We start from the raw sequence: 23,474 nt of genomic DNA on the forward strand, positions 1-23,474 counted from the left end.
AAAATGCCATTTTTTTGGCACTGATTGCCATGCAACAAATCAAGGCAAATGCGTTTAATGGGGAATCATAATAAAAGATTATAAAGAGGAACATGCAATGAAAGAGTTTGACTACATTATTGCAGGAGCAGGTTCAGCTGGCTGTGTGGTCGCAGCGCGTCTGATCGAAGCCAACGCCGGATCCGTCCTTCTGCTCGAAGCTGGCGAAAAAGACAGCAGTTTATTTCATAAAATTCCTGCCACCGTTGTTAAGGTTTTCCAACAAAAATCTTGGCCCTATATGACGCTTCCACAACCTGAGTGCGACAACCGCGAAATGTTAATCGCACAAGGTAAAGTGTTAGGTGGCGGCAGTTCAGTGAATGGCATGATCTATATTCGCGGGCAAAAACAAGATTACGATGATTGGAAGACTATCTGGGGATGTGAAGGTTGGGGCTATGAGAATGTATTACCCTTTTTCAAGCGTGCCGAAGCCAACGAAAGTCTTGGCGACACGTATCATGGTGAAGCGGGTGCCGTTCCTGTCAGTGAAAATAGATACCGTCACCCTTTAACACAAACCTGTATTCGTGCCTGCCAGCAAATGGGCTTACCTTACACCAATGATTTTAATGGCGCCTCACAAGAAGGTACGGGGTTTTACCAAACCACCACAAAAAATGGTGAGCGTGCCAGTACATCGCAAACCTACCTCAAATCCGTTATCAATAATCCAAACCTAACCGTTCAGACAGATGCCCTTGTTCATAAAGTGAATATTGAAGGCGATGTCGCCACGGGTGTTGTCTATTCAATAAAAGAGGGTGAAGCGATAACGGCAAAAGCGCGCAAAGAAGTCATCATCAGCTCAGGTGCATTTGGCAGCCCGAAAATTCTTATGCTGTCTGGTATTGGCCCTGCCGAGCATCTTAGTGCGGTGGGTATTGCTCCTAAGATAGACCTTCCCGTCGGCAAGAATTTTCACGATCACCAACATATGTCGATCAATGCCACCACCAAAGAAGACATCAGTATTTTCAATGAAGATAAAGGCTTATCGGCCATAAAACATATGATGCAGTGGATGACGACTCGCTCAGGCTTACTAACCAGTAATATTCTGGAAGGCGGAGCCTTTATCGACAGCGAAAATGTGGGCCGCCCAGACATTCAATTTCACTTCCTTCCTCTTCTCGATAATTTTGATAACACGCCTGGCGAAAAGCCCGAAGCAGAAGGCCATGGTGTTTCAATCAAAGTAGGTCATCTGCGCTCGAAATCCCGTGGAGAAATTCGCCTAAAATCGAATAATCCGAGTGATTTAGTTGAGATTGACGCTCAAATTTTGTCTCACCCTGATGATGTAAAAAGTCAAATTCGCGCCGTTCAAATGGGGCTAAAAGCCATGGAACAGCCCGCTTTAAAAAGCATTATTAAGAAAGTGGTCGAGCCAAATAACATTGCCATCGATGACACAGACGCGCTGGAGACCTTTGTGCGTCAAAACATCAAAACCGTCTATCACCCAGGCGGAACCTGCAAACTAGGTTCGTCTCGCAGTGACTCCGTCATTGATTTAGAACTTAAGGTTCACGGCACCAAAAACCTTCGCGTGGTGGATCTCTCTATTTGCCCACAAATACCGAGTGGTAACACCAACGCCGTTGCCATGATGATTGGTGAGCGTGGCGCGCACTTCACACTAAACTCTTCAAATTAAGGAGCGATAAGATTATGTCCGACATTCCATTATTAGACGCCACACAAGCTTTTTTGAAACAAGACCATGGCCAATTCATTAACGGTAAAACAAAAGCATCTGGCGATAGCACCTTCGATGTTATTAACCCTTCTACGGAAGCCGTTATTGCTAAAATCCACAGTGCAACCACTCAAGAGGTCGATGCCGCCATTGAGTCCTCTTATCAAGCCTTTAAAGGTGCTTGGGGGAAAACGTCACCTTATACTCGCGGTGTTGTCCTCAATAAATTGGCCGATTTAATTGAACAATATGGGGAAGAAATTGCTCAACTAGAAACCTTGTGCAGTGGCAAATCTATCCACCTTTCACGCATGTTTGAAGTGCAACAAAGTGCGATGTTTTTACGTTACTTCGCTGGCTGGAGCACCAAAATAAATGGTGAAACCATGACGCCATCTTTCCCTTCTATGCAAGGTGAAGAATACAGTGCCTTTACTCGCAGAGAAGCCATTGGCGTTGTTGCAGGTATTTTACCTTGGAATTTTTCCGTGATGATTGCCTGCTGGAAAATCGGTGCGGCATTATGTACAGGTTGTACCATTGTTCTTAAACCAAGTGAGTTCACACCGCTGACGATTCTGCGTATTGCGGCATTAGCCAAAGAAGCTGGCGTACCAGACGGTGTTCTTAACATAGTCAATGGCAAAGGCGATGTGGGTGGTCAGCTTATTCAGCATTCTAAAGTCCGTAAAGTCTCATTTACCGGCTCTGTCGCGACCGGCAAGAAAATTAGCGCAACAGCCTCCGCTGACTTAACTCGCTGCACCTTAGAATTAGGTGGTAAAAACACCGCTGCGGTTTTAAAAGATGCGGATATTGATCGTGTTGTTGGCGGGCTTTTTCAGTTAGGTTACATCCATCAAGGCCAAGTCTGTGCCGCACCAGAACGTGTTTATGTACACTCCTCTCGCATTGACGAATTGACCACTAAACTCGCACAAAAATTGAGTGAGGCCAAAATTGGCTCTCCACTTGATGAAAGCGTTTATTTCGGTCCGCTCTCTAACGAACCGCAATTCAACAAAGTTTGCGAATACTTAGAGGTTGCTCACCAAGAAAGCCGAGTGTTACACGGCGGTAAAGCCATTAAGGGCGAAGGTTTTTTTGTTGAGCCCACGATAGTGCAAGCATCCAGTGTGGATGAAACACTCATGCAAGAAGAGACATTTGGCCCAATTATCAGCTTTATGCCTTATGAAGACGAAGAAGAGTTAATCGATTTAATCAATAACACACCATTTGGCTTAAGCAGCAGTATCTGGACTAATAACTTATCTCAAGCCATGCGAATGATACCGCAAATTGAGTCTGGTACAGTTTGGGTCAACATGCACTCTATTCTTGATCCTTCTGTGCCATTTGGGGGCACGAAACAATCTGGTGTCGGCCGAGAGTTTGGTCGTGAGTTCATAAATGACTACACAGAAGTCAAATCCGTCATCATGTGCTACTAAAAACAGGGAGAAACCTACAAAAGATTAGATCTTGACATCATGTGAATTTAGTTGGAACAATACTTGCTAAAATAGTTTACATTTCAACTAAATTCGCATGACTCTTAGGCTCTTATCATCAACAAGTCGAGAACCAGAGAGCCCTGCATAATGGGAGAAAGAAATGCTCGACTTAGACCTCTGGGAACATTCTGTTCATTCTATTTGCGGCAATTTTGACACTCAACCACATCGCAACATCCCTTTTATCGGCAAGATGAGATTAGACAATCATAATGGTTTAGGCGTTGTTCACATCGAAACCAATGCAGAAAAGATAGTCCGTTCCAAGTCGACTAGCCAAGACGACAAAAACTATTTTGTCATCCTACAAAAGAAAGGCTCTATGGGGTTTTCTTGGTCAAACAACAATGATCTATTACTACCAGGGGAAATCGCCCTTATTGATTCGTCACTGCCTTACGACATGCACCCACAAGGCCTAATAGAGCAAATGTCAGTACACTTGCCAAAGTCTTACGTTGACCACTTATGCTCTACACATGCAAAAAATCGAATCACCAAAATTGCTCAAAATCGATCCAGTAGCCAAATGCTGTCCGCTATCTTACGTCAATTGGCAAATACCGATCACCAAGCCCCATCTCTTCAAGAAGATGGTGACGCACTGCAATGCGCTATCAGTGCATTAATCAAACCTTCCCTTGAGATTACCAATAATGATTCAGCTTCTTCTATGAAAGAGCGTGCTAAACAGCATATATTGCGCCTTTTAACAGAAGAAAGCCTAGGTCCAGAACGTATAGCAAAAGCAATGAATATGTCGAAAAGGTCCCTTTATCGACTTTTCTCAAAAGAGAACATCAGCGTCGCTCAATTTATTTTACAGATGCGCATCGAAAAATGCTGTGAAGACATGCGTACTGCGGACGCAATGAAACAACCATTATCAATAACGGAAGTTGCCTATCGTTGGGGTTTTTCAGACGCATCGCAACTATCTCGCGCCTTTAAGCGGGTAAAAGGGGTCTCTCCAAGTCAGTGGCGACAAAGCCAATTTTGACTGGGCTCGTTCAACCACGTTATCGCCAGCCAGATTAGCCTATCAGCCAAAACAATGAATCCTGCCTCATGCTCCAAAGAGACTTTTCGCATATGATAAATCAAGATGTAACTAAGGAAATAGCAAGCATTAAACGCTAGGTGGATTCTATCAAAATCTACCTTTTTGACAGGGTTATGTAAATCCGCCGATTCTTACAATACAAAGCCAGCTCCGTGTATTTCAATGGGGAAAAAAATAATAAGGAGCTGCTATGAACAGCATTCATAAAGAATTTAGCATTGCAAATATTCGGTCTAAACAACCTTGGTTTGTATTTTGCTCAGCTGGAGAGTACTCGGTCAAGGTTTCCAGCGTGCCATTTATTTCTCACTTCTACAGCTTTGAAGCACAAGCCTCTGTGGACGTAATCAATGCCATTCCCGATGGCTGTATTGATATTTTATTTGATTGTGATAGCTCAAAGCCCACTGCAATTGTTTGTGGAACAACACTAGAAGCACAAAGTGTTGACTTTATTAATCAGCATCGCTACTTTGGCGTCAGAATGTCTCCAGCCTCTATTCCTAGTTTTCTTGATATTTCTGCTTCAGAGCTAGTCAATCAAAGACCTAACTTTAATGAGACCACCCATAAAATAAGTGATTTATTTGAAAAGATAGTCAGCGAGACTTCTTTTACCAATCAAGTCAACATTTTTTCAGACTTCCTCATTAAGTTTGGCATAAGAAATCACTCTTCCCTCACCCAACAAGTCATCGCTCATATTTTCCATTCAAAAGGAAATGTGCAAATACAGAATCTTGAGTCGCTTACAGGCTATACGAGCCGAACCATTCAACGACAATTTATCAACGATACCGGGATAACCCCTAAAGCTTTCTGTCGTATCGTTCGTTGCCAATTCGCCCTTTACAACATCAACCTAAATACTGAAATAAAGCAATCTGATATAGCCTATAATCTAGGTTTTAATGACCAGTCTCACTTTTCACGTGAGTTCAAATCACTACTTAACACCACACCAAACAGCTATATCAACCACCTAAAAAACAACACTTACTTAGAAAAAATCCGTTTCCACTAAGGTTCGTCCATAGGAGGAAATAAATAATTATCAATGTCTGATTTTTGCAATACTTAAACATGACAATCAATTTAAATGAAACTATTATCGAGATGAATGTAATTTCAATAAGAATAAAAGCTACGCAATGGAGTTTAAAATGAAGAACTATCATTTGATCAATAATGGTAAAGCAATGTCCACTCTTGATTCATTCAAGGTATTTAACCCATCGACATCAGAGCTTATTGCAGAAGCTCCAAAAGCGACTTTAGACGAACTAAACACCATCATTCAAAGTGCACGCGATGCTTTCCCACAGTGGTCCTCTCTGGCCTACTCTGAACGTCAGAACTACATCAATAAAATTGCTGATGTGCTAGAGCAAAACAGTGAAGAAATCGCCACAATTATCACCAAAGAACAAGGCAAGCCAATCGGTGCAACGCTTGGCTCTATGTTTGAGATAGGTGGAGCAGTTGCCTGGACGCGCTACACAGCAACTCTAGAGATGCCTGTTAAAATACTACAAGAAGACGAAAACGGTCGCGTAGAACTGCATCGTCGTCCATTGGGTGTGGTGGCTTCAATAACCCCATGGAATTGGCCTGTGCTAATTGCTATTTGGCACATTATTCCTGCGCTACTATCAGGCAACACGGTTGTTTGTAAACCATCGCCTTATACACCTCTCTCGACTCTTCGTATGATCGAGCTGATGAACTCCGTATTACCAAAAGGTGTAATCAACAGTGTTACCGGTGGTGATGAGCTAGGCGCTGCATTATCCAATCACTCAGACATTAATAAAATTGTTTTCACTGGATCTACGGCAACGGGCAAAAAAGTCATGTCCTCTGCTGCTGATACTCTAAAACACCTAACACTTGAACTAGGTGGCAATGATGCTGGTATTGTATTACCAGATTGCGACCCAGAAGCCATTGCCCCAGGCTTGTTCTGGGGGGCATTCATCAACAATGGCCAAACTTGTGCCGCAATGAAGCGTCTATATGTTCATAGATCTATCTATGACCAAGTCTGCGAGTCATTAACTAACTTTGCAAAAAACATTAAAGTTGGCGACGGATTTGAAGAAGGTGCGGAACTTGGACCAGTTCAGAACAAGATGCAGTTTGATATCGTTAACCGCCTTGTTACGCAGTCTGTCGAGCAAGGAGGCAAAGTGCTACTTGGTGGCCCATTAGACAATCCAAAAGACCTGTTCTTCCCAATCACCTTGGTTGCCATCGAAGACAATCAAAACCCATTGGTTCAAAACGAGCAATTTGGCCCAGCTTTACCGATCATTCCTTACGACACCGTCGAGGAAGCGATTGCCATGGCGAATGACAACGATGCAGGCCTAGGTGGATCCGTGTGGTCAACAGACAAAGCCAAGGCATCAAGTGTTGCAGCAAGGATGGAATGTGGCAGTGTTTGGATTAATAAACACGGTGCAGTTCAACCTAACTCACCTTTTGGTGGCACTAAGTCATCTGGGCTTGGCGTTGAATTTGGTGAAGAAGGATTACTAGCCAACACCAACATTCAGTGCATACTCTCTTAAGCAATGAGCTGGTCGTCTAACACCGTTAGGCGACCAGCCTTCCACTCAATAAAGTGAACTGGCAATAGTGTTTCTTCTAATAACAACATTTGAAGTTTCTTTAATGAATTGCTTTGGTGTCATATCAGCAAAAAACTTCACTTCTTTTGATAGATGAGATTCATCATAATAAGAAGACGAAATCAGATCATTCAATGAAAGTAGTTTATGTCGCCCATCAAACAAAATGAGCTCAATCAAACTTTGAAAGCGAACAATCCTGCTATATTGCTTAGGCGACATGCCAACTGCGTTAGTAAACTTATCCCTAATTAGGCGCTCACTTGATCCAATATACTCGGCCAACGCGGATATCTTCATATTCCCTCTATCTTCCAATATTTTATTAATACTGTGATCAATGAAGTCCATTTTTTGGGGTTCAAAAAAGCCAAAAGCGGTCAACCATTGTTGAGTTAGTAAGATACGTTTTTTAAAGTTTTGGGCCAAAGCTATCTTCTCGGATAACTCTTTTCCAAAACAATTCAACCCGGATAATGAAACGCCTGTATTGATAAGCTCAGAATAATGAAAAAAGGACAACCTCCTACTTACCGAGGTAGATAACCTAATACCGTAATAGGTTTTTCCCGCGTTAAACTTGATATGCTGAGGAGTAAGAACAGATCCCCAGATCGTAGACGAAACATTGTCTTGATCGCAACAAAACTGAATATCCGCACAACCATCTGCAACCACCATAGTGTGATCAGAAGACGCATGAAACTGATAGTACAATACAGATATATTTTTGTAGTTCACAATGCATTCTTTATAATCTTCAAAATCAGAAGAAAAACAATACTGAATAGGTATAGAACGGTAGTTCATAAAAAAATCTTTTTTTATAACTTTTTCAGCCACATCCAACTGACATAAAAAATTAGAGCAAAGTTAGCTATCCGAGCACTTCTCCTACTATTCCCCTTAACTACCAGTATGAATAAGATTAAGACCTTATCGCAATATTGATCTCAACAAGGACACTAAAATAAGCATCTGCAATGATGAAAAGTAGCCATAAGTTTAGCGTCCCTATTCATTCGATAGCACAGAATCAGATAAACCACTCTTATTATCAGAACAAAGCAGCTCAATTTAACAATTCTTTGAGCCAGCTAGCAAGACTCAATAAGCCATCGTCTTCGCGCACTCTTCCGATAAGCTGCAATCCTAAAGGGATGCCATTTTCATCTTTCATACCCGATACGTTAATGACAGGAAGCCCCATAGCCTGCCAAGGACGACTCATGTGTGGTGCACCAGTGGCAGCATGACCTAGCGGTGCGATATCTGGTGCAGCAGGCGCTAAGATGGCATCAGCCTTTGGCACATAACGCCATAACCAATCTCGACACGCTTGCACCGCCTCCAATGACGCGACATAACTTGAACGATCCATAGTAAGACCTTGTTCCATCAAAGTGGCTAATGGGTCGCTTAGTTGGTTTGGCTGAAAGGATTCTATCACCAAGTTACGACACACTTCCCAGGCCATGATATTAATATGGTGGTTCACCATGTCTTTTATGCGATTACCAGCATCCAACTCAACCACTTTGACGCCTTGCGCCTTGAGCTTATCTACAGCCTTTTGTGTAGCACTTTCCATCGCTGGTGACGTCTCACCAACCGATTCTCCATGACAGACCAATACGCATTTTGGCGCTATTGATTCACTCGCTTTAATAGAAGCAGGCTGACGCAACAAGATCGCGCGCAGTAGCTGAATATCTTCAACATTACGCGCAAACAGCCCCAGTGAATCAAGCGACTGGGCCAATGGCTGGCCACCACGTAATGAAAATTCGCCACGACTTCCTACGTAACCAATGGCACCACAATAAGCAGCAGGACGAATCACCGACGCTGCAGTTTGAGAACCCAACGCCATTGGCACCATGTTGTCGGCAATGGCAGCAGCAGAACCACTAGACGATCCCCCAGGTGTACGTTCTAAATCGGCAGGATTTTTGGTTTTTCCCGGTTTGAAATAAGCAAATTCTGTCGTAACGGTTTTCCCTAACACTATGCCACCCGCAGCACGAATTAAGGCGACACAGGTTGCATCTTCAACTGGCTGTCGTCCAGCATGAATCGATGAACCCATTTCCGTAGGCATTTCCTCGGTGTCAATAATATCCTTCACACCCAATGGCAGTCCTTTTAACAAACTGGCATCAAAGAAGGCTTTATCAGCTTGATAATAAGCAAGATATTCATCACGAGTACGCTTCTTTTGCCAAGCACCTACCTCAGGCTCGCGGGCTTCTATGCGATCAAAACAAGCGTGAATGAGCGCTTCGGTAGTGCAATCCCCTTCTTCTATGGCGCGTAGCATTTGGCACAAGCCCATTTCATTTACATCAATGCTCTTATTCATAAATAAACTGCCTACTCGTGTTGTAAAAAAATTTTAAATCTCATTAGAGTAAATAAAGACGCTCGACCTAACATCACGCCCTGCGTGCCAAGATGACTTTCACTGCGTTGCTACTACAACGAAAGCCTCTGTCTTGCAATATGCCTATTTCACCATCCATCGCATAGATAATGGCAGGTGGAGCGCTGAAGGAAGACAAGACGCCATCAAGCTGACGATCCTTATGATTGCTCACTTAAAGCGGTCAATTGATAGTGAGCAATCACAGCCTCTCTATGGATTACTTTGTTTGAGCGACGGATTGCTCATTCAAACAGTGGTAAGCTCGGTTGAAATACACTAAGCCTTGACCATCCGTGCCAACTTTTGCGTCTTTCACACGACAATAAAAGACGTTATGAGAGCCAATTTCATGGCTTTCATGGATTTCGCAATCAAAACTAACTAAGGCTTCATCCAATGCAGGCGCGCCCGTTGTAAGCGTTGTCCATTGATGCTTAGCAAAGCGCTCTTCACTGGTTAAATCACGGTTGGCAAAATCCCAAGAAACATCTTGATGATGACTTTGCAATACGTTCACACACAATACCGCGTTCTTTTTAAAGTGAGGATTAGCGAATGAGTTACGATTCATACACACCAACAAAGTCGGTGGCTCATCTGTCACACTGGTTACAGCGGTTGCTGTAAAACCAAAACGTCCAGCTTCACCATCGGTAGTGATCACGGACACGGCACCACCCAGCATAGACATGCCATCGCGGAATAGTTTTGTATCAATCATAGTATTCTCCTTCCCTTATCAGGGGGTATTAAATATCGAGAACAAGTCGAGGAGAAAGTGAACGAGAACAACACAAAGTAATTTGATCATTGTCTTCTTTCTCTTCTTCCGTCAGGTAAACATCACGGTGCTCCGGCGTGCCTTCAATCACATCACAAAGACAAGTGCCACATGTCCCCTGCTCACAGGAAACTTTCACTTTCACGCCAGCCGCTTTTAGTGCATCAGCGATACTTTCGTTTTCACCAACCTGTACCGTAACGCCACTTTGCTCAGCAACGACTTCAAAGCTTGCACCGCCTGTTTCAACTTCCACATTAAAAAACTCTTTGTGTACGTTGCTATCAGCCATCCCGAGATTTTTCGCGGTGCTAATCACCCAATCCATAAAACCGTTCGGACCACAAACATAAAGATGAGTATCTGCATCAGCGTCTTTCAAAACCGCTTCCAAATCCAAACGCTGATCTTCAGAATCAAAATGTAAATCAACATGATTGGAGAATGAACAAGACGCTAACTCATCAAGGAAACCACTTGTTTCAGGCGAACGACTGCAATAATGCAACTCAAATGCCTTGCCTTCTGCCTTCAAGGAATACGCCATCGCAATCATCGGCGTGATTCCGATACCGCCACCAATCAAGATAGAACGCTTAGCACTTTTCTCTAATGGAAAGTGGTTACGCGGAATACCAATGGTTAGTTCGGAGCCCTCTTGCAAATTGAGATGAGCTGCCACCGACCCGCCACGCGAGTTCGGATCTTTTAAAATACCTAAACGATATGCACTGGTGTCTGCAGGGTCACTACACAGCGAATACTGACGAATCAGATCATCACCTAAATGCACATCAACGTGTGCACCGGCCTCAAAAGCTGGCAATGCCTCACCATTGAGGCTCGCAAGCTCTAAAGCCATCACACCGTCAGTGTGGTTTTCTCGTTTACGAACAACGACTTTCAATAATGTTTCAGACATGCAACTCTCCTCCCGACCCAGGCCGAAGTCGGGACCCTGGTTCACAAACATAACTCAAATAGAACTCGCTAAGCAGGCAACTCTGCTTAACGCATAAACAAACCGCCATTGACATCCCATGTTGTTCCGGTGGTGAAATAGGCTTCTGGACGAGCAAATTGCACGACCATATCACCAATAAAGTCCGCATCACCTAGTTGACCAACAGGAATCGCGCCCAACAAGGTTGGCAAACGCTCTTCTGGCACCAAAGCGGTCACCATTGGTGAATCAATCGGTCCAGGCGCAATGGCATTAACAGTCACACCCTTGGTAGCAAGCTCTTTGGCAAAGACTTTGGTTACCGTCAAGATGCCACCTTTGGAAGCGGCATAATGAGCGCCTGTTGAAGTGCCTCCATTTTGTCCAGCCAAAGACGACATATTGATGATACGGCCATAGCCTTGTTCAGCCATGTGTTTACCCATCACTTGACAACCAACAAACACACCACCAAGATTGATATTCACCACCTCATTAAACTCTTCAGGGGAAATATCCATAACCGGTGTGGCTTTCGTTACCGCCGCGTTATTGACCAACACATGCAATGCACCAAACTCAGCCAGAGCAAACTTCAGTGCATTTTCGAAATCGGACTTCTTGGCGATATTTAACTCGCAAGCAATGGCGCTTTTCCCTTCTGGATCAAGGGAAAGCGCGGCTGATTTAGCCGCCTCTCCATTAGCATCGGTCAATACCACACGAAAACCCGCCGCACACAAACGTGATGCGATATGAAACCCAAGCCCTTGCGCGGCACCGGTTACCAGTGCCACGTTTGATTGTGTAGATTGAGACATTATTTCGCCCTCTTTTTGGGTCATCAAAGACCGTTAAAAGATGAAACTTACTGTACGTAAGAAACCGTCAGCATGCATCAGTTTGACCACTTTACGATCAATTACAAAACCGTCATCTGTTGGCTTTAAGCGATACTCTAAGTCAGCAGGGTATGACACAAGATTGCCGTGACGCAATTCATTCAATGTCATAGCACAGCGCACAACCACATAGTCTGCCGTTTCTTCTAAGATACGCACACGGGATACCATACGAACCGTGCCGCTGACAGAGCTAGCCGACACAGACTCACCACTATCCAAACGAGCCACACGCATACGACGCATATCAGCATCATCTAACGCTAGATTTAAGGTGTTTTCATAATCCGTTTCATTGTTGTCGGTCGGCACAATGTATAAACCGTTTTTATCCCAAAGAGACAACCATTCTTGATATTCTTTGTGATCTAACAGATCAGCTTCGTGCCAAATAAACGCCGTTGCCTTATTAAGCAGGTCTGTATTAATTGTCATCTTATTTCTCCCCTTCGGCGGCCATCATTTGCTTATATTTTTGATACGCACCACGCATGCCTGTTTCAGAACACACAGCACCCGCGACATTACCATCCGCAGATGTGTGTAAATTCCCCATACCGCGGTTAACCAAAATCCAGCCATCTTTACCGGCCATTGATCCTTTTTGAACACGTTCCCACGCTTCACCATCATCTGGTGTACCGAAACCCATTGGCCCTTGGAAGTGCTCATGTAGACGCATACGCTTACGGTTAAAGGGTGCAGGAGCACCGTCACCGCCAATAGCGACATGCTGAATCTCTGTTACCTCAGCGCTCACTGGACGCAAAACGCGGAAAAACGCCATTGAACATGACACGTTCGGGAATAAGTTCAAGTTAAAGCCTGTGCCATGAGCAGCACGCACAAGGCGTTTCACTTGCTCTTCGTCCTGACCTTCATCACGCAAGGCTTGAGCAAGATCTTCAAAGCGCTCAGGAATCGGTTGATCCAAATCTGCCTCTAAATCTACTAAGTCAGGAATCATTACCATGACGCTGTGGCCATGCCCCAAATCTTCAACAAAGCCGTCGCCATCTAGGAAATCAAAAATGTCCGCAGTGGCATTATCCAATGAGCTAATAAATGACTTATGGATGATTGGAAAATGATAAGCATCCGTCGTGTTTTCAAGCTGAATTTTCCAGTTACCTGGGAAATTAAAGCGATGCTCACCCAACACTTTCAATGGGTAACCGCCACCTTGTTTCACAAACAGATCGATCCATTTTTTCGCGCCACCCAAGAAATCTTCTAGTGGTTCGATGTCGTCTTTAAAGGTGGCAAAAACTAAACCCTGGTACGACTCATGACGCAAACTTTCTAGTGGCAGATCGCTTTTATCAAGAACCCCTTCATATTCCTCTACTTTCGGGATCGCACGCAAACCACCGTCCAAACCATACCCCCAACCGTGATATGGGCAAGTGAAAGCTTTCGTTTTACCTTTACGACCTTCACACACGGTTGCACCACGGTGACGACAGCGGTTCAACAAAACATGTAAGTTCATTTTACGGTCACGACTCAAGATAACAGGATGACGACCAACAAAGGCGGTTTTAAAACTACCGGCTTCTGGCACTTCACTTTCGTGACCGATGAACACCCACGTGTTTTGGAAGACTTTATCCAATTCCTCTTCAAAGATTTCTGGGTCTGAATACAACGCTTTGTGAACACGACCCTCTTCGACCATATCTGCCGCTTTTTGACTGATATTTTTCAACGCAATTAATTCACTCATCTTTTTTCTCTCTTTAATCTTTTAGACATCGACCCGATCGCTTTCGCATCAGCTTATTTAGGTACAGGCAATGTGGCATCATCATTCCAATCCGATACCGGACGGCTAAACAGATTCTCTGTTTGAAAATGTGCCATTCGCCATACGCCGTTATCACGTCGAAACGACACGCTCAAGCGCGCACTGTTGAGATGAGAACCCCCTGCACTAAAGCTAGACACTTGGATCATGTTCCAACTACCAAAAGCCTTATCGCCGTCCACGCGAATCACTTCGGATGATAGGTAATGCACGTTTAACGAAAAATGCGCAGGTTCAACGGTGTATTTCGACAACATAGCAACAATGGCATCACGACCTTCATAACCACCGAAGCTTTTCGAATAGCGCGCCCCCTTACCTTCCCACTTAGCGTCTTCGGTGAACAAGTCACCTAATTCACCCAATGGAGTTGCTGGGTTTAAATGATCACATAGATCCATATAACGATTGATACAAGCACGAATCGCGCGGTCGCTTTCTAAAGCGTCAACTCGTGCCAATATCGCTTCTAGCTCATTCGTGTCCTTCATACTTGTACCCTTCTTATTTATCGTTAGGCCTTAGGCGCGTTGTACAATCAGTTCACGACCGATACGAGATTCGATTTTCACATAACGCCAAAGCTTGTATGGTGTATCGCCGACCGCTGTCGTACGTAGCAAGTTACAGCAGGCAACCACAGTGTCGTAGTCTTTAACATCAGCCAACAAATAGGTTGTCCAAGGGTAGCCAGCAGACGGACCAACCATACTTTGGTCATCGTCCATATTACCGATGACGTCAACACCATCCATATCGTGAATGCCATTCCACATTTCGCCAAATGCAGCCCAAACATCTAATTGCTCATCGCGTGCTGCATCCATAAAGTTTTGGTTAATCCCCATGCAAAACAGTACGCGTAATGGTTTTTTATCGCTCATAATACATTTCTCCAATAGTCAAAAAGTTCGTCTAAAAATAGATAAAATTAGGCTAATTTCTTATAAATAACCTGGTAATGGCTTTTGCCCGAAGAAGATGGCACCGGCATTTTGCCAAGTAATGTCACCCATAAAAGCGTGCTGAGTAACCACTTGCGCATCGTTAACAAAACGCGACAATGGACTGCTCTTATAAACGCCCGTCATACCGGAGACCATTTGCACTCTACGCGCAACGTCAGCGCCAACACGAGAAGCATGGGTCGAAGAAAGACGTAATAAACTAATTTGCTGAGCAGACAAGTCTTCGTGCTTCTCTAATGTCTGCCAAGCATCATTGATTGCATCGTAGAAGAAACAGCGTGCTGCACGCAGATCTGCATCGGCCTTAGCCACTTCCGCTTGAGTCAGAGGGCGCTCGCCAATATTTGGTGCACCAGTCACAGAAGCACGGCCGGCCGCCATGGCTTTAAGTTCATCCAATGCCGCTCGTGCGACACCCAAACTAACGACTGCCAACACTTGAGTCGCTAGAGAAAGCGATGGATAACGGAATATAGTGCCTTCTGAACTAGACGCACCACCACGAATACAAGTCCAGTCTTCAGGAACATCGACATTATTGACAACCAAATCATGACTGCCCGTTCCGGCCATCCCGGTCACATCCCAGTTATGTTCGATTGTTAATTTACTTGAAGGCATCACTGCCATGCGAGGCGCCCCGATTGTTTCGCCCGCGCCGTCTTTAGGCAAAATACCCACACCAATCATATCAGCGCCTTTAGAGCCACTAGACCAGCTCCATCGACCTTTCACATTGTAATTTCCTGCACTAAGCTCTGCGGGCTGAGGCGGAAAAATCCCCCCAGCAAAAATAATGTCTGGTGAATCTGCATAAATTTTCTCTAAAGTAGCCATAGGCAATGCGGATAGGTAGATGGCACCAATACCAAAACTTGCCACCCAACCAGCCGAACCGTCAGCCTTCGAAATTTCTTCTACAACTTCACAGAATTGAGCCGCTGTTATTTCATCACCACCAAATTTTTTAGAAACCAAGGCACGGTAAATGCCCAAACTGCGAAATTTTTCAATAACGTCTTGGCTAATAAATTGCTGACTATCGAACTCGTTATTGCGTGCACGAGTTCTAATGTCGCTCATCACTTGCTCAAACGCCTCAGTTCCCAAAGCATCAAATACAGATCCTGAGGATTTTTCTTCTTGGTAAGGCGTATCTATGTTATTCAGACTCATAATTAGCTCCTCTAATGCAGATTTAGTTACGACCCTATAGGACGAATACACTGTTCAAATGAAGGTTCTTATTGTTTTTACTGCATTGATAAAAAGACTAAGAACTTCTCTCTTTCACCGTCGAACAACAGAAACCACCGTCATCCAACATCCCGTTTTGCACCACTCAAAAACGTTAAGTTAACGTATAAAGAATATTAATAAGGTCGTACCAATTACTTTACTTGTCAACTAATTTTTCAAGTTAATTATCAACAAAATAACAGACTAAAAACCAGACATCAAACAAAATTTATGTCAATGAAATCGCGAAAAAAAGCACTAAATAGCTGATTTAAAACAAAAATAAAGCAAAAAAATCGATTTTAAACAGCAAAAATAAGGCAAAATAAAAACTCCACCTACTCCTCCTTGAAAAATAAAAACATGAGAAAAAAGTGCTTTTTCGTGCATTTTTTTATTTGTTTTTTTGTGTTGTTTTTTACAAAAAACAGTGGCAGGCTAACTTCTTATCAAGGTATGAAAGTGTATAAGTTCAATAAAAATAGCTAGAAAAATAGTTACCCGTTAAAGAGGCGAATAAGGATCTCTAAGGGATAAAAAACGCTGTAAACATCAAATAGTGTTAACGACATAAAAGGAACACCTCATGACATCTAAAAAAGTAATATCTGCTTTACTTCTAAGCTCTTCGCTACTCACACCGTTAGCAAACGCTGACATAAAAATTGGCGTAGTCAGTTCTACTACTGGACCTATCGCACTAGTAGGTATCCCTCAAAAAAACACCATTCCCCTCCTTCCCACCTCTGCCGGTGGTGAAAAAATCACCTACATATCGCTAGATGACGGAAGCGATCCAACCGCGACGGTTAAAGCATTCAAGAAGTTAATTGACGAAGAACACGTGGACGCAATCATAGGCCCAAGTGGTTCAGGCAACGCAATGGGCGTTATTCAATTCGCGGCAGAGTCAGGTACCCCAATGTTAGCGCCAGTTGGGACCGCTGCCGTTGTATTGCCAATGACAAAGCAAAAGAAATGGGTTTTCAAAACCACACAGAATGACGACCTAATTGCCAAAGCATTGGTCGAACAAATGAAAGCAACCGGCATCAAAACCATTGGACTTATCGGCACAGCAGATCCCTATGGTGAAAACTGGGCCAAAGTAATGAAAGACCTAACCCAAAAAGCCGACATTCAAATTGTCGCGAACGAACAATTTCAGCGCCAAGACACTTCCATGACAGGTCAAGGCTTAAAAATCCTAATGGCCAATCCAGATGCCGTTCTGATTGCCGCACCTGGAAGCTCATCGGTAATGCCACAAACCACACTTAAAGACCAAGGTTATAGCGGTAAAATTTACCAAACACACGGTGCAGCACTCGACCCCTTCCTCCGTCTTGGCGGCAAAGCCGTTGAAGGTACCATTCTAGCCGCAAGCTCCATGCTGGTTTTAGATGAAGTACCAGACAGCCCCTCTAAAGAAATCGCCACAAAATACATCGCAGATTACAAAAAACTTTATGGCGAAACACCCGCCACCTTCGGCGGCAATGTGTTAGATGCAGGCCTACTCCTTGAGAACGCCATTCCAAGCGCACTAAAGTCAGGCAAACCAGGTTCAGCGGAATTCCGTAGCGCACTCCGTGATGCACTGGAAAAAACCAAAGAAATGCCTGCTACACAGGGCGTTTATAACATGACAGCAGAAAACCACAGCGGCTTTGACGAACGCGGCCGCGTTTTAATTACTGTCAAAGATGGCAAATGGACACTATTAAAATAACACCCGCCCCATAAAGAGGTGGGCGCACACCAGCCAGCCCACCTCCATAAGAAAAACTAAAAAAAATTTGTCGCCACGAAGCCACAAAAATCAATGAGAACAAAAGGAATCACACTAAATGAACTTTCAGATTGCCACACTGCTTGGACAGGATGGCCTAACCAATGGGGCCATTTACGCCTTATTGGCCCTATCAATTTTGCTGGTTTTTACGGTCACGCGAATACTTCTCATCCCATTAGGAGAATTCGTGACATTTGGCGCGTTAACAATGGCCGCCATGCAGATGGGCAAAACACCAAAATTGGAATGGCTATTATTAGGTCTAGTTTTAATCGATTGCGCACTTGATGTTTACCAACAAATCAAACGCCACATTGATCGAAACAAAATGAAAATGATCGCTCTTAAACTTGGCTATGCCGTGATCATAATCGCCTTGCTAAATAATTTGTCATTATCAGAAATCCCAATGATCGCCCAAATAGCATTAACACTTTGCTTAATCGTGCCCATTGGCCCCATTATATATCGTTTATTTTTCCAGCCATTAGCAGATGCTCCCGCACTGGTTTTACTGATTGTCTCCATTGCCCTTCATGTCACCATGGTAGGCGTGGGTTTATTATTGTTTGGGCCTGAAGGGGCTCGCACACAACCTTTTTCAGACACGGGCTTCCGCTTAGGTGCCGTCATGTTAAAAAGCCAAACCCTGTGGGTGATTCTGGTTTCTATTTTCCTCATTGTGGCTTTATTCATCGCTTTTGAGCGCACGCTATATGGCAAGGCACTTCGCGCCACAGCGGTAAATAGAATGGGGGCTCGTTTACAGGGCATCTCACCGATTTTTGCTGGCAAGGCCACTTTTGCCCTAGCCGCCTTTATCGGCAGCGCATCGGGGATTTTGATCGCCCCCATCACCACCCTTTATTACGACTCCGGTTTCATCATCAGCCTAAAAGGTTTCGTCGGGGCCATTATTGGTGGCCTTGTCAGCTACCCCATTGCCGCCATTGGTGCCGTCGCGGTGGGCATGATCGAAGCTTTCTCCATTTTTTGGGCAAGTAATTACAAAGAAATCATCGTTTTCACCCTGATTATTCCATTCTTAATCTGGCGCTCGATGAATAGCCACAATGTAGAGGATGACGAATAAATGAAATCGCGTAATTTAATTATTATTGTCTTAGTCATACTTGCCATTGCCCCCCAAGTATTACCCACATTTCAGATCACTCTACTTAACTATATTGGTCTATATGCACTGGTTGTATTGGGCTTGGTATTACTCACTGGCGTAGGTGGTATGACCAGCTTTGGTCAAGCGGCTTTTGTTGGACTTGGCGCCTACTCCTCCGCCTACCTAACCACCACAGAACAACTACCAAGCTGGCTCGCTTGGTCGGCAGGATCACCTTGGGTGGGGCTACTTATCGGCTTACTATTAACCGCTGCCGTTGCCTTGTTCCTTGGCGCCCTTACTCTTAAATTATCAGGACACTATTTACCATTAGGCACCATTGCTTGGGGCATTTCACTGTATTACTTGTTTGGCACCATGAGTTCCATGGGTGGTTACACAGGCATCAGTGGATTACCGTCTTTGAGCCTGTTTGGCGTTCTTCTCGATAAAGGCGAAAAGATTTATTACTTGATTTGGGCCATTTTGATGGTAGCTGTCTGGATTACCAGCAACCTACTTAATTCCCGTGAAGGCCGTGCCATTCGAGCCCTAAAAGGCGGTCAATTAATGGCGGAATCCATGGGCGTAAACACTTTTCGCTCAAAAATGGTGATTTTCTTAATTTCCGCTCTTTTCGCCGCTATTTCAGGTTGGCTTTACGCGCACACTCAACGCTTTGTCAATCCAACCCCTTTTGGCCTTAGTATGGGGATTGATTACCTGTTTATGGCATTGGTTGGCGGTGTTGGCAGCGTCTGGGGGGCACTGCTTGGTGCAGGCATTTTAACCATGCTCAAGCAATGGCTTCAGGATTGGTTGCCCCTTGTCATGGGCGGCAATGGCCAATACGAAGCCATTGTTTTGGGGTTGTTAATTATTTTCATGATGCAACGCTCACCTGGTGGCATTTGGCCTTTATTAGTGAAGCTTGCACCTGCCTCATGGCGCAATCAAAACCATATAAAGATCACTTCTTCCGCCGCCGAACTACCACGTCGAGATTTGCCACAAAAAGGCAAATTGATACTAGAAGCCTGTAACGTTACTCGCCGCTTTGGTGGTTTGGTTGCCAACAACCAAATGAATCTAAAACTGCATGCTGGCGAAGTACTCGCGCTAATCGGTCCAAATGGCGCAGGCAAAAGCACCATGTTTAACCAACTTTCTGCGGTCGATACACCAAGCGATGGTGAAATACTGTTTTTGAACCAAAGCTTAAAAGGCAAAAGCTCTCGCCAAGTGGCCCATATGGGCATGAGCCGTACCTTCCAACACGTAAAGCTGCTCGCCACAATGACAGTGTTAGAAAACGTCGCACTGGGTGCTCACCTGCGCGGCAACAAAGGTATTATCAGCTCAGCACTTCACATTGAACGTGAAGAAGAGCAACGCCTTCTACAAGAAGCGCAATACCAACTTGAGCGAGTTGGTCTAGGCGAACATCTCTACACAGAAGCAGGCAGCCTATCTCTTGGGCAACAACGCATCCTTGAAATTGCTCGTGCGCTTTGTGCCGATCCATGCGTGTTGCTACTGGACGAGCCGGCAGCGGGGCTTCGCCACAAGGAAAAACAAGCCCTTGCAGAACTACTCAAGAAACTACGACAAGAAGGCTTAGCCATTTTATTAGTTGAACATGACATGGACTTTGTGATGAATCTTGCCGATCGAATTGTGGTAATGGAATTTGGTGAAAAGATTGCGGAAGGTTTACCCGAAGAGGTCCAATCCAACCCTGCTGTTTTAGAAGCCTACTTGGGAGGCGCAGAATAATGACTCAAGCCACAGAAAAAAACCTACTCGACGTCAGCGATCTTCACGTTGCCTATGGCAAAGTAGAAGCCCTTACTGGTATCGATCTAACCTTAAAAGAGGGGAAACTGGTCACCGTTATCGGCCCGAACGGCGCAGGTAAAACCACGCTATTATCAGCCATCATGGGAATATTACCCTCCAAAGGCACAATTCACTTTAATGGCCAAGATTTTATCTGCCCAAATGTTGAAACCTTGGTTGGTCATGGCCTTGGTCTGGTTCCAGAAAAGCGCGAGCTTTTCTCCACCATGACCGTTCAGGACAATCTATTACTGGGTGCGTTCCAGCGTTACCGTCGAGGGGATAAAAGTTACAACCAAACCTTGAACGAAATTTATGAGCTCTTCCCTCGCCTATGGGAACGTCGCCAACAGCAGGCCGGCACTTTATCCGGTGGCGAACGACAAATGCTGGCGATTGGTCGCGCCATGATGAGCAAACCAAAACTCTTAATGCTAGATGAACCTAGCCTCGGGTTAGCGCCGTTAATTACACGTGAAATTTTTCGTATTTTTACCGATTTACGTAGCCAAGGTGTCTCAATACTTCTGGTGGAACAAAACGCTCGCGCGGCACTAAAAGTAGCGGATTACGCCTATGTTCTAGAAGGTGGGCAAGTTGCCATGCAAGGCCCAGCATCAGAGCTTGCCAATGACCCCAAGGTGATCGAAGCCTATTTAGGGTTAGCAAGCAAGCACCAAGAACTGCTTTCCAGCTAAGGAGATTCCCAAAAAACAAAGTTTACCAACAGCCGGAGAGAGCCCTCATCTTTGAGGATCTCTCATTTTTTAATGGAAAAATGAATTATGAACATTTGTATTGCAGGCGCTGGCGCTATTGGATGTACACTCGCTGCCCGCCTAACCAAATCAGGTCAAAATGTTAAAGTACTTGCCAGAGGTGCAACGCTTGAAACGCTTCAAAAGAAAGGTATCCATCTTACAGATATAGATGGCGAACACAGAGTCAACGTCATTGCCTCAGACTCAGCAGAAGAATTAGGCTCACAAGATCTTATTTTTATTTGTAGCAAAGCCCCTGCCTTGCCAACAATGTTAAAGCTGATCGCTCCTATGCTACAGGAAAAAACCGTGGTTATTCCTGTGGTAAACGGCATTCCATGGTGGTATTTCCAAGGCATTGAGGGACGCTTTTCTGGTGATTGCATTCAAGCCATCGACCCTGAAGGCAGTGTTAGCAAATTGCTATCTTACAATCACCTCATTGGTTGCGTGGTATTTATTACCGCATTTAGAAACTCACCAGGTGTCGTCACCTCAACCAATCCTCACCTCATCGTATTTGGTGAAATAAATCACCAAATGAGTGAACGACTTGAGCAAGTGCGAAAGGTAATGGAAGACGCTGGTATCGAAGCGCGAGCCACAGACAATATTCGCGACCAGATATGGACCAAAGTCGCTGCCAATATCACTTCCAACCCACTTTCCGTTGTAACCAAAGGCACTCTTGAGCAACTCTATAGCGACACTCGCTTAAAACCTCTCGTGCGCAAAGTACTCGATGAAGTTTTACTGGTTGCCGCCGCTTACGGCGCACGAATTCGTTTTGATCCTCACACCTTTATGGAACTTGGAGCAGGCATGGGTGCAGTTAAAACCTCCATGTTACAAGACTACGAAGCGAATCAGCCCTTAGAACTTGACGCGATCGGCTATGCCGTCTTAGAACTGGCAAGCAAGGTAAGCATCCCAATGATCGCCACACAGCAGTTGCTGGATCTCACCCACTTTATTGCTTCACAACCCCAAGCAAATTCTTAACACTGACGAAATGGAGAGAACACACTCATGAGCAATTCAACAAAACGCCCCACCCACATTAGCGAAGAAGAATGGGCGCTTCGCATAAAATTAGCCCATTGCTACCACCTAATAGATTTTTTTGGCTGGACTGAGACGATTTTTAATCATATCTCAGCCCGCCTGCCCCACATTGAAGGCGAATATTTAGTGAATCCATTCGGGTTAAATTACACTGAAATCACCCCGGAAAATCTCATCAAGGTGGATGTTAACGGCCATAAATTAGACGACTCTCCATACGATGGTAATCCGGCAGGTTTTGCGCTTCACGGCGCCATTCACGCTGCACGACAAGACATACATTGTGTCATCCACACTCACACCAATGAAGTCTCAGCCATCGCAATGAAAAAACAAGGTTTCAGCCACGACAGTTTTTACGGCGCGCAACTTTATGGGCGTGTTGGTTATCATGAGTTTGAAGGCATTACTTTATTTGATGATGAAAAAAGCCGCATGCTGGAGAGCCTAGGACAAAAGCACATTCTTGTCTTACGAAATCATGGTATCGCAGTGGGAGAATTTGATATAGAGCGCACCTTCTTCCTTCTCTGGACAGTACAACGTGCTGCAGAAATTCAGGTAACGTCTGGAGCGCTAGGTGGTGAAGATGTATTACTAGAACAAAGCATACGCAAAAAGTGTGCTGATCTAACACAAATGCTCATTAAAGATAGTGGCTTTGCTGATAAGTTTTACAGTGCAATGGTTCGCAAAATGGAATCTGAAAAAGGCCCTTGTTGGTAATACAACCTTAAAAGAGCCAGCCTATGGCTGGCTCTTTTACATGGCATATCTTAAAAATTAATTGCAAATGAGAATCATTATTGATATAAACACTTGATAATTCAATTGACTAAAAACGTCATTTTTTGTACATTTTCACCCTTCTTAAA

At 44.4% G+C, this 23,474-nt stretch carries 22 protein-coding genes; 11 read left to right on the forward strand and 11 right to left on the reverse strand.

Annotated features, from left to right (window positions below; all coding sequences use genetic code 11):
* Positions 1-97: 97 nt before the first annotated feature.
* From MSP8886_RS09130 to MSP8886_RS09150, 5 genes are all read left to right on the forward strand, one after another.
* Positions 98-1,702 carry a GMC family oxidoreductase gene (locus MSP8886_RS09130; RefSeq protein ID WP_067015329.1) on the forward strand — a complete coding sequence of 535 codons (1,605 nt, stop codon included), beginning with the start codon at positions 98-100 and terminating at the stop codon, positions 1,700-1,702.
* A 14-nt stretch (positions 1,703-1,716) separates the two neighbouring features.
* Complete coding sequence (locus tag MSP8886_RS09135; RefSeq protein ID WP_067015332.1) at positions 1,717-3,198, forward strand: NAD-dependent phenylacetaldehyde dehydrogenase; 1,482 nt, start codon at positions 1,717-1,719, stop codon at positions 3,196-3,198.
* Between the two features lie 163 nt (positions 3,199-3,361).
* On the forward strand, positions 3,362-4,261 hold the full coding sequence (gene feaR, locus MSP8886_RS09140) for a transcriptional regulator FeaR (RefSeq protein ID WP_067015335.1): 900 nt from the start codon (positions 3,362-3,364) through the stop codon (positions 4,259-4,261).
* A 253-nt stretch (positions 4,262-4,514) separates the two neighbouring features.
* Positions 4,515-5,348 carry a helix-turn-helix domain-containing protein gene (locus MSP8886_RS09145; RefSeq protein WP_067015338.1) on the forward strand — a complete coding sequence of 278 codons (834 nt, stop codon included), beginning with the start codon at positions 4,515-4,517 and terminating at the stop codon, positions 5,346-5,348.
* 139 nt (positions 5,349-5,487) lie between these two features.
* Positions 5,488-6,897, forward strand: coding sequence for an aldehyde dehydrogenase family protein (locus MSP8886_RS09150; RefSeq protein ID WP_067015341.1), 1,410 nt, complete (start codon positions 5,488-5,490; stop codon positions 6,895-6,897).
* Between the two features lie 45 nt (positions 6,898-6,942).
* Here MSP8886_RS09150 and MSP8886_RS09155 read toward each other — a convergent pair whose 3' ends face one another.
* From MSP8886_RS09155 to MSP8886_RS09200, 11 genes are all read right to left on the reverse strand, one after another.
* Positions 6,943-7,767 carry a helix-turn-helix domain-containing protein gene (locus MSP8886_RS09155; RefSeq protein ID WP_067015344.1) on the reverse strand — a complete coding sequence of 275 codons (825 nt, stop codon included), beginning with the start codon at positions 7,765-7,767 and terminating at the stop codon, positions 6,943-6,945.
* Between the two features lie 262 nt (positions 7,768-8,029).
* Positions 8,030-9,319 carry an amidase gene (locus MSP8886_RS09160; RefSeq protein WP_067015347.1) on the reverse strand — a complete coding sequence of 430 codons (1,290 nt, stop codon included), beginning with the start codon at positions 9,317-9,319 and terminating at the stop codon, positions 8,030-8,032.
* Between the two features lie 73 nt (positions 9,320-9,392).
* Entirely contained in the window at positions 9,393-9,554 is a 162-nt protein-coding gene (locus MSP8886_RS22335) for an alpha-hydroxy-acid oxidizing protein (protein WP_175365292.1), read from the reverse strand.
* A gap of 45 nt (positions 9,555-9,599) precedes the next feature.
* Positions 9,600-10,103, reverse strand: a complete 504-nt coding sequence (locus MSP8886_RS09165) for a flavin reductase (RefSeq protein ID WP_067015349.1) — start codon at positions 10,101-10,103, stop codon at positions 9,600-9,602.
* Between the two features lie 28 nt (positions 10,104-10,131).
* Positions 10,132-11,085 (reverse strand): PDR/VanB family oxidoreductase, encoded by a 954-nt coding sequence (locus MSP8886_RS09170; protein ID WP_067015352.1) that lies wholly within the window; start codon positions 11,083-11,085, stop codon positions 10,132-10,134.
* 86 nt (positions 11,086-11,171) lie between these two features.
* Complete coding sequence (locus tag MSP8886_RS09175) at positions 11,172-11,927, reverse strand: SDR family NAD(P)-dependent oxidoreductase (RefSeq protein ID WP_067015355.1); 756 nt, start codon at positions 11,925-11,927, stop codon at positions 11,172-11,174.
* A gap of 33 nt (positions 11,928-11,960) precedes the next feature.
* Positions 11,961-12,443, reverse strand: coding sequence for an aromatic-ring-hydroxylating dioxygenase subunit beta (locus tag MSP8886_RS09180; protein WP_067015358.1), 483 nt, complete (start codon positions 12,441-12,443; stop codon positions 11,961-11,963).
* A 1-nt stretch (position 12,444) separates the two neighbouring features.
* Positions 12,445-13,734 (reverse strand): aromatic ring-hydroxylating oxygenase subunit alpha, encoded by a 1,290-nt coding sequence (locus MSP8886_RS09185; RefSeq protein WP_067015361.1) that lies wholly within the window; start codon positions 13,732-13,734, stop codon positions 12,445-12,447.
* A gap of 53 nt (positions 13,735-13,787) precedes the next feature.
* Positions 13,788-14,306 (reverse strand): nuclear transport factor 2 family protein, encoded by a 519-nt coding sequence (locus tag MSP8886_RS09190; RefSeq protein WP_067015364.1) that lies wholly within the window; start codon positions 14,304-14,306, stop codon positions 13,788-13,790.
* A gap of 30 nt (positions 14,307-14,336) precedes the next feature.
* The gene (locus MSP8886_RS09195) at positions 14,337-14,699 is read right to left on the reverse strand and encodes an IacB protein (protein ID WP_067015367.1); all 363 of its coding nucleotides are present in this window, start codon (positions 14,697-14,699) and stop codon (positions 14,337-14,339) included.
* Positions 14,700-14,759: 60 nt separating this feature from the next.
* A complete protein-coding gene (locus MSP8886_RS09200; RefSeq protein ID WP_083200888.1) occupies positions 14,760-15,959 on the reverse strand; it encodes an acyl-CoA dehydrogenase family protein in 1,200 nt (399 codons plus the stop codon).
* Positions 15,960-16,608: 649 nt separating this feature from the next.
* Here MSP8886_RS09200 and MSP8886_RS09205 point away from each other — a divergent pair.
* From MSP8886_RS09205 to MSP8886_RS09230, 6 genes are all read left to right on the forward strand, one after another.
* Positions 16,609-17,754: an ABC transporter substrate-binding protein gene (locus tag MSP8886_RS09205; RefSeq protein ID WP_067015370.1), complete on the forward strand. Its 1,146-nt coding sequence runs from the start codon at positions 16,609-16,611 to the stop codon at positions 17,752-17,754.
* A 118-nt stretch (positions 17,755-17,872) separates the two neighbouring features.
* Positions 17,873-18,910 carry a branched-chain amino acid ABC transporter permease gene (locus MSP8886_RS09210; RefSeq protein ID WP_067015372.1) on the forward strand — a complete coding sequence of 346 codons (1,038 nt, stop codon included), beginning with the start codon at positions 17,873-17,875 and terminating at the stop codon, positions 18,908-18,910.
* Positions 18,911-20,710 carry a branched-chain amino acid ABC transporter ATP-binding protein/permease gene (locus tag MSP8886_RS09215; RefSeq protein WP_067015375.1) on the forward strand — a complete coding sequence of 600 codons (1,800 nt, stop codon included), beginning with the start codon at positions 18,911-18,913 and terminating at the stop codon, positions 20,708-20,710.
* A complete protein-coding gene (locus tag MSP8886_RS09220; protein WP_067015378.1) occupies positions 20,710-21,471 on the forward strand; it encodes an ABC transporter ATP-binding protein in 762 nt (253 codons plus the stop codon). The genes MSP8886_RS09215 and MSP8886_RS09220 overlap by 1 nt, the downstream gene beginning before the upstream one ends.
* Before the next feature lie 87 nt (positions 21,472-21,558).
* Complete coding sequence (locus MSP8886_RS09225) at positions 21,559-22,536, forward strand: ketopantoate reductase family protein (RefSeq protein WP_067015381.1); 978 nt, start codon at positions 21,559-21,561, stop codon at positions 22,534-22,536.
* Between the two features lie 27 nt (positions 22,537-22,563).
* A complete protein-coding gene (locus MSP8886_RS09230) occupies positions 22,564-23,325 on the forward strand; it encodes a class II aldolase/adducin family protein (protein ID WP_067015384.1) in 762 nt (253 codons plus the stop codon).
* The last annotated feature ends 149 nt before the right edge of the window (positions 23,326-23,474 follow it).

The organism is Marinomonas spartinae (genome assembly GCF_900089775.1).
Taxonomy (GTDB): Bacteria; Pseudomonadota; Gammaproteobacteria; order Pseudomonadales; family Marinomonadaceae; genus Marinomonas; species Marinomonas spartinae.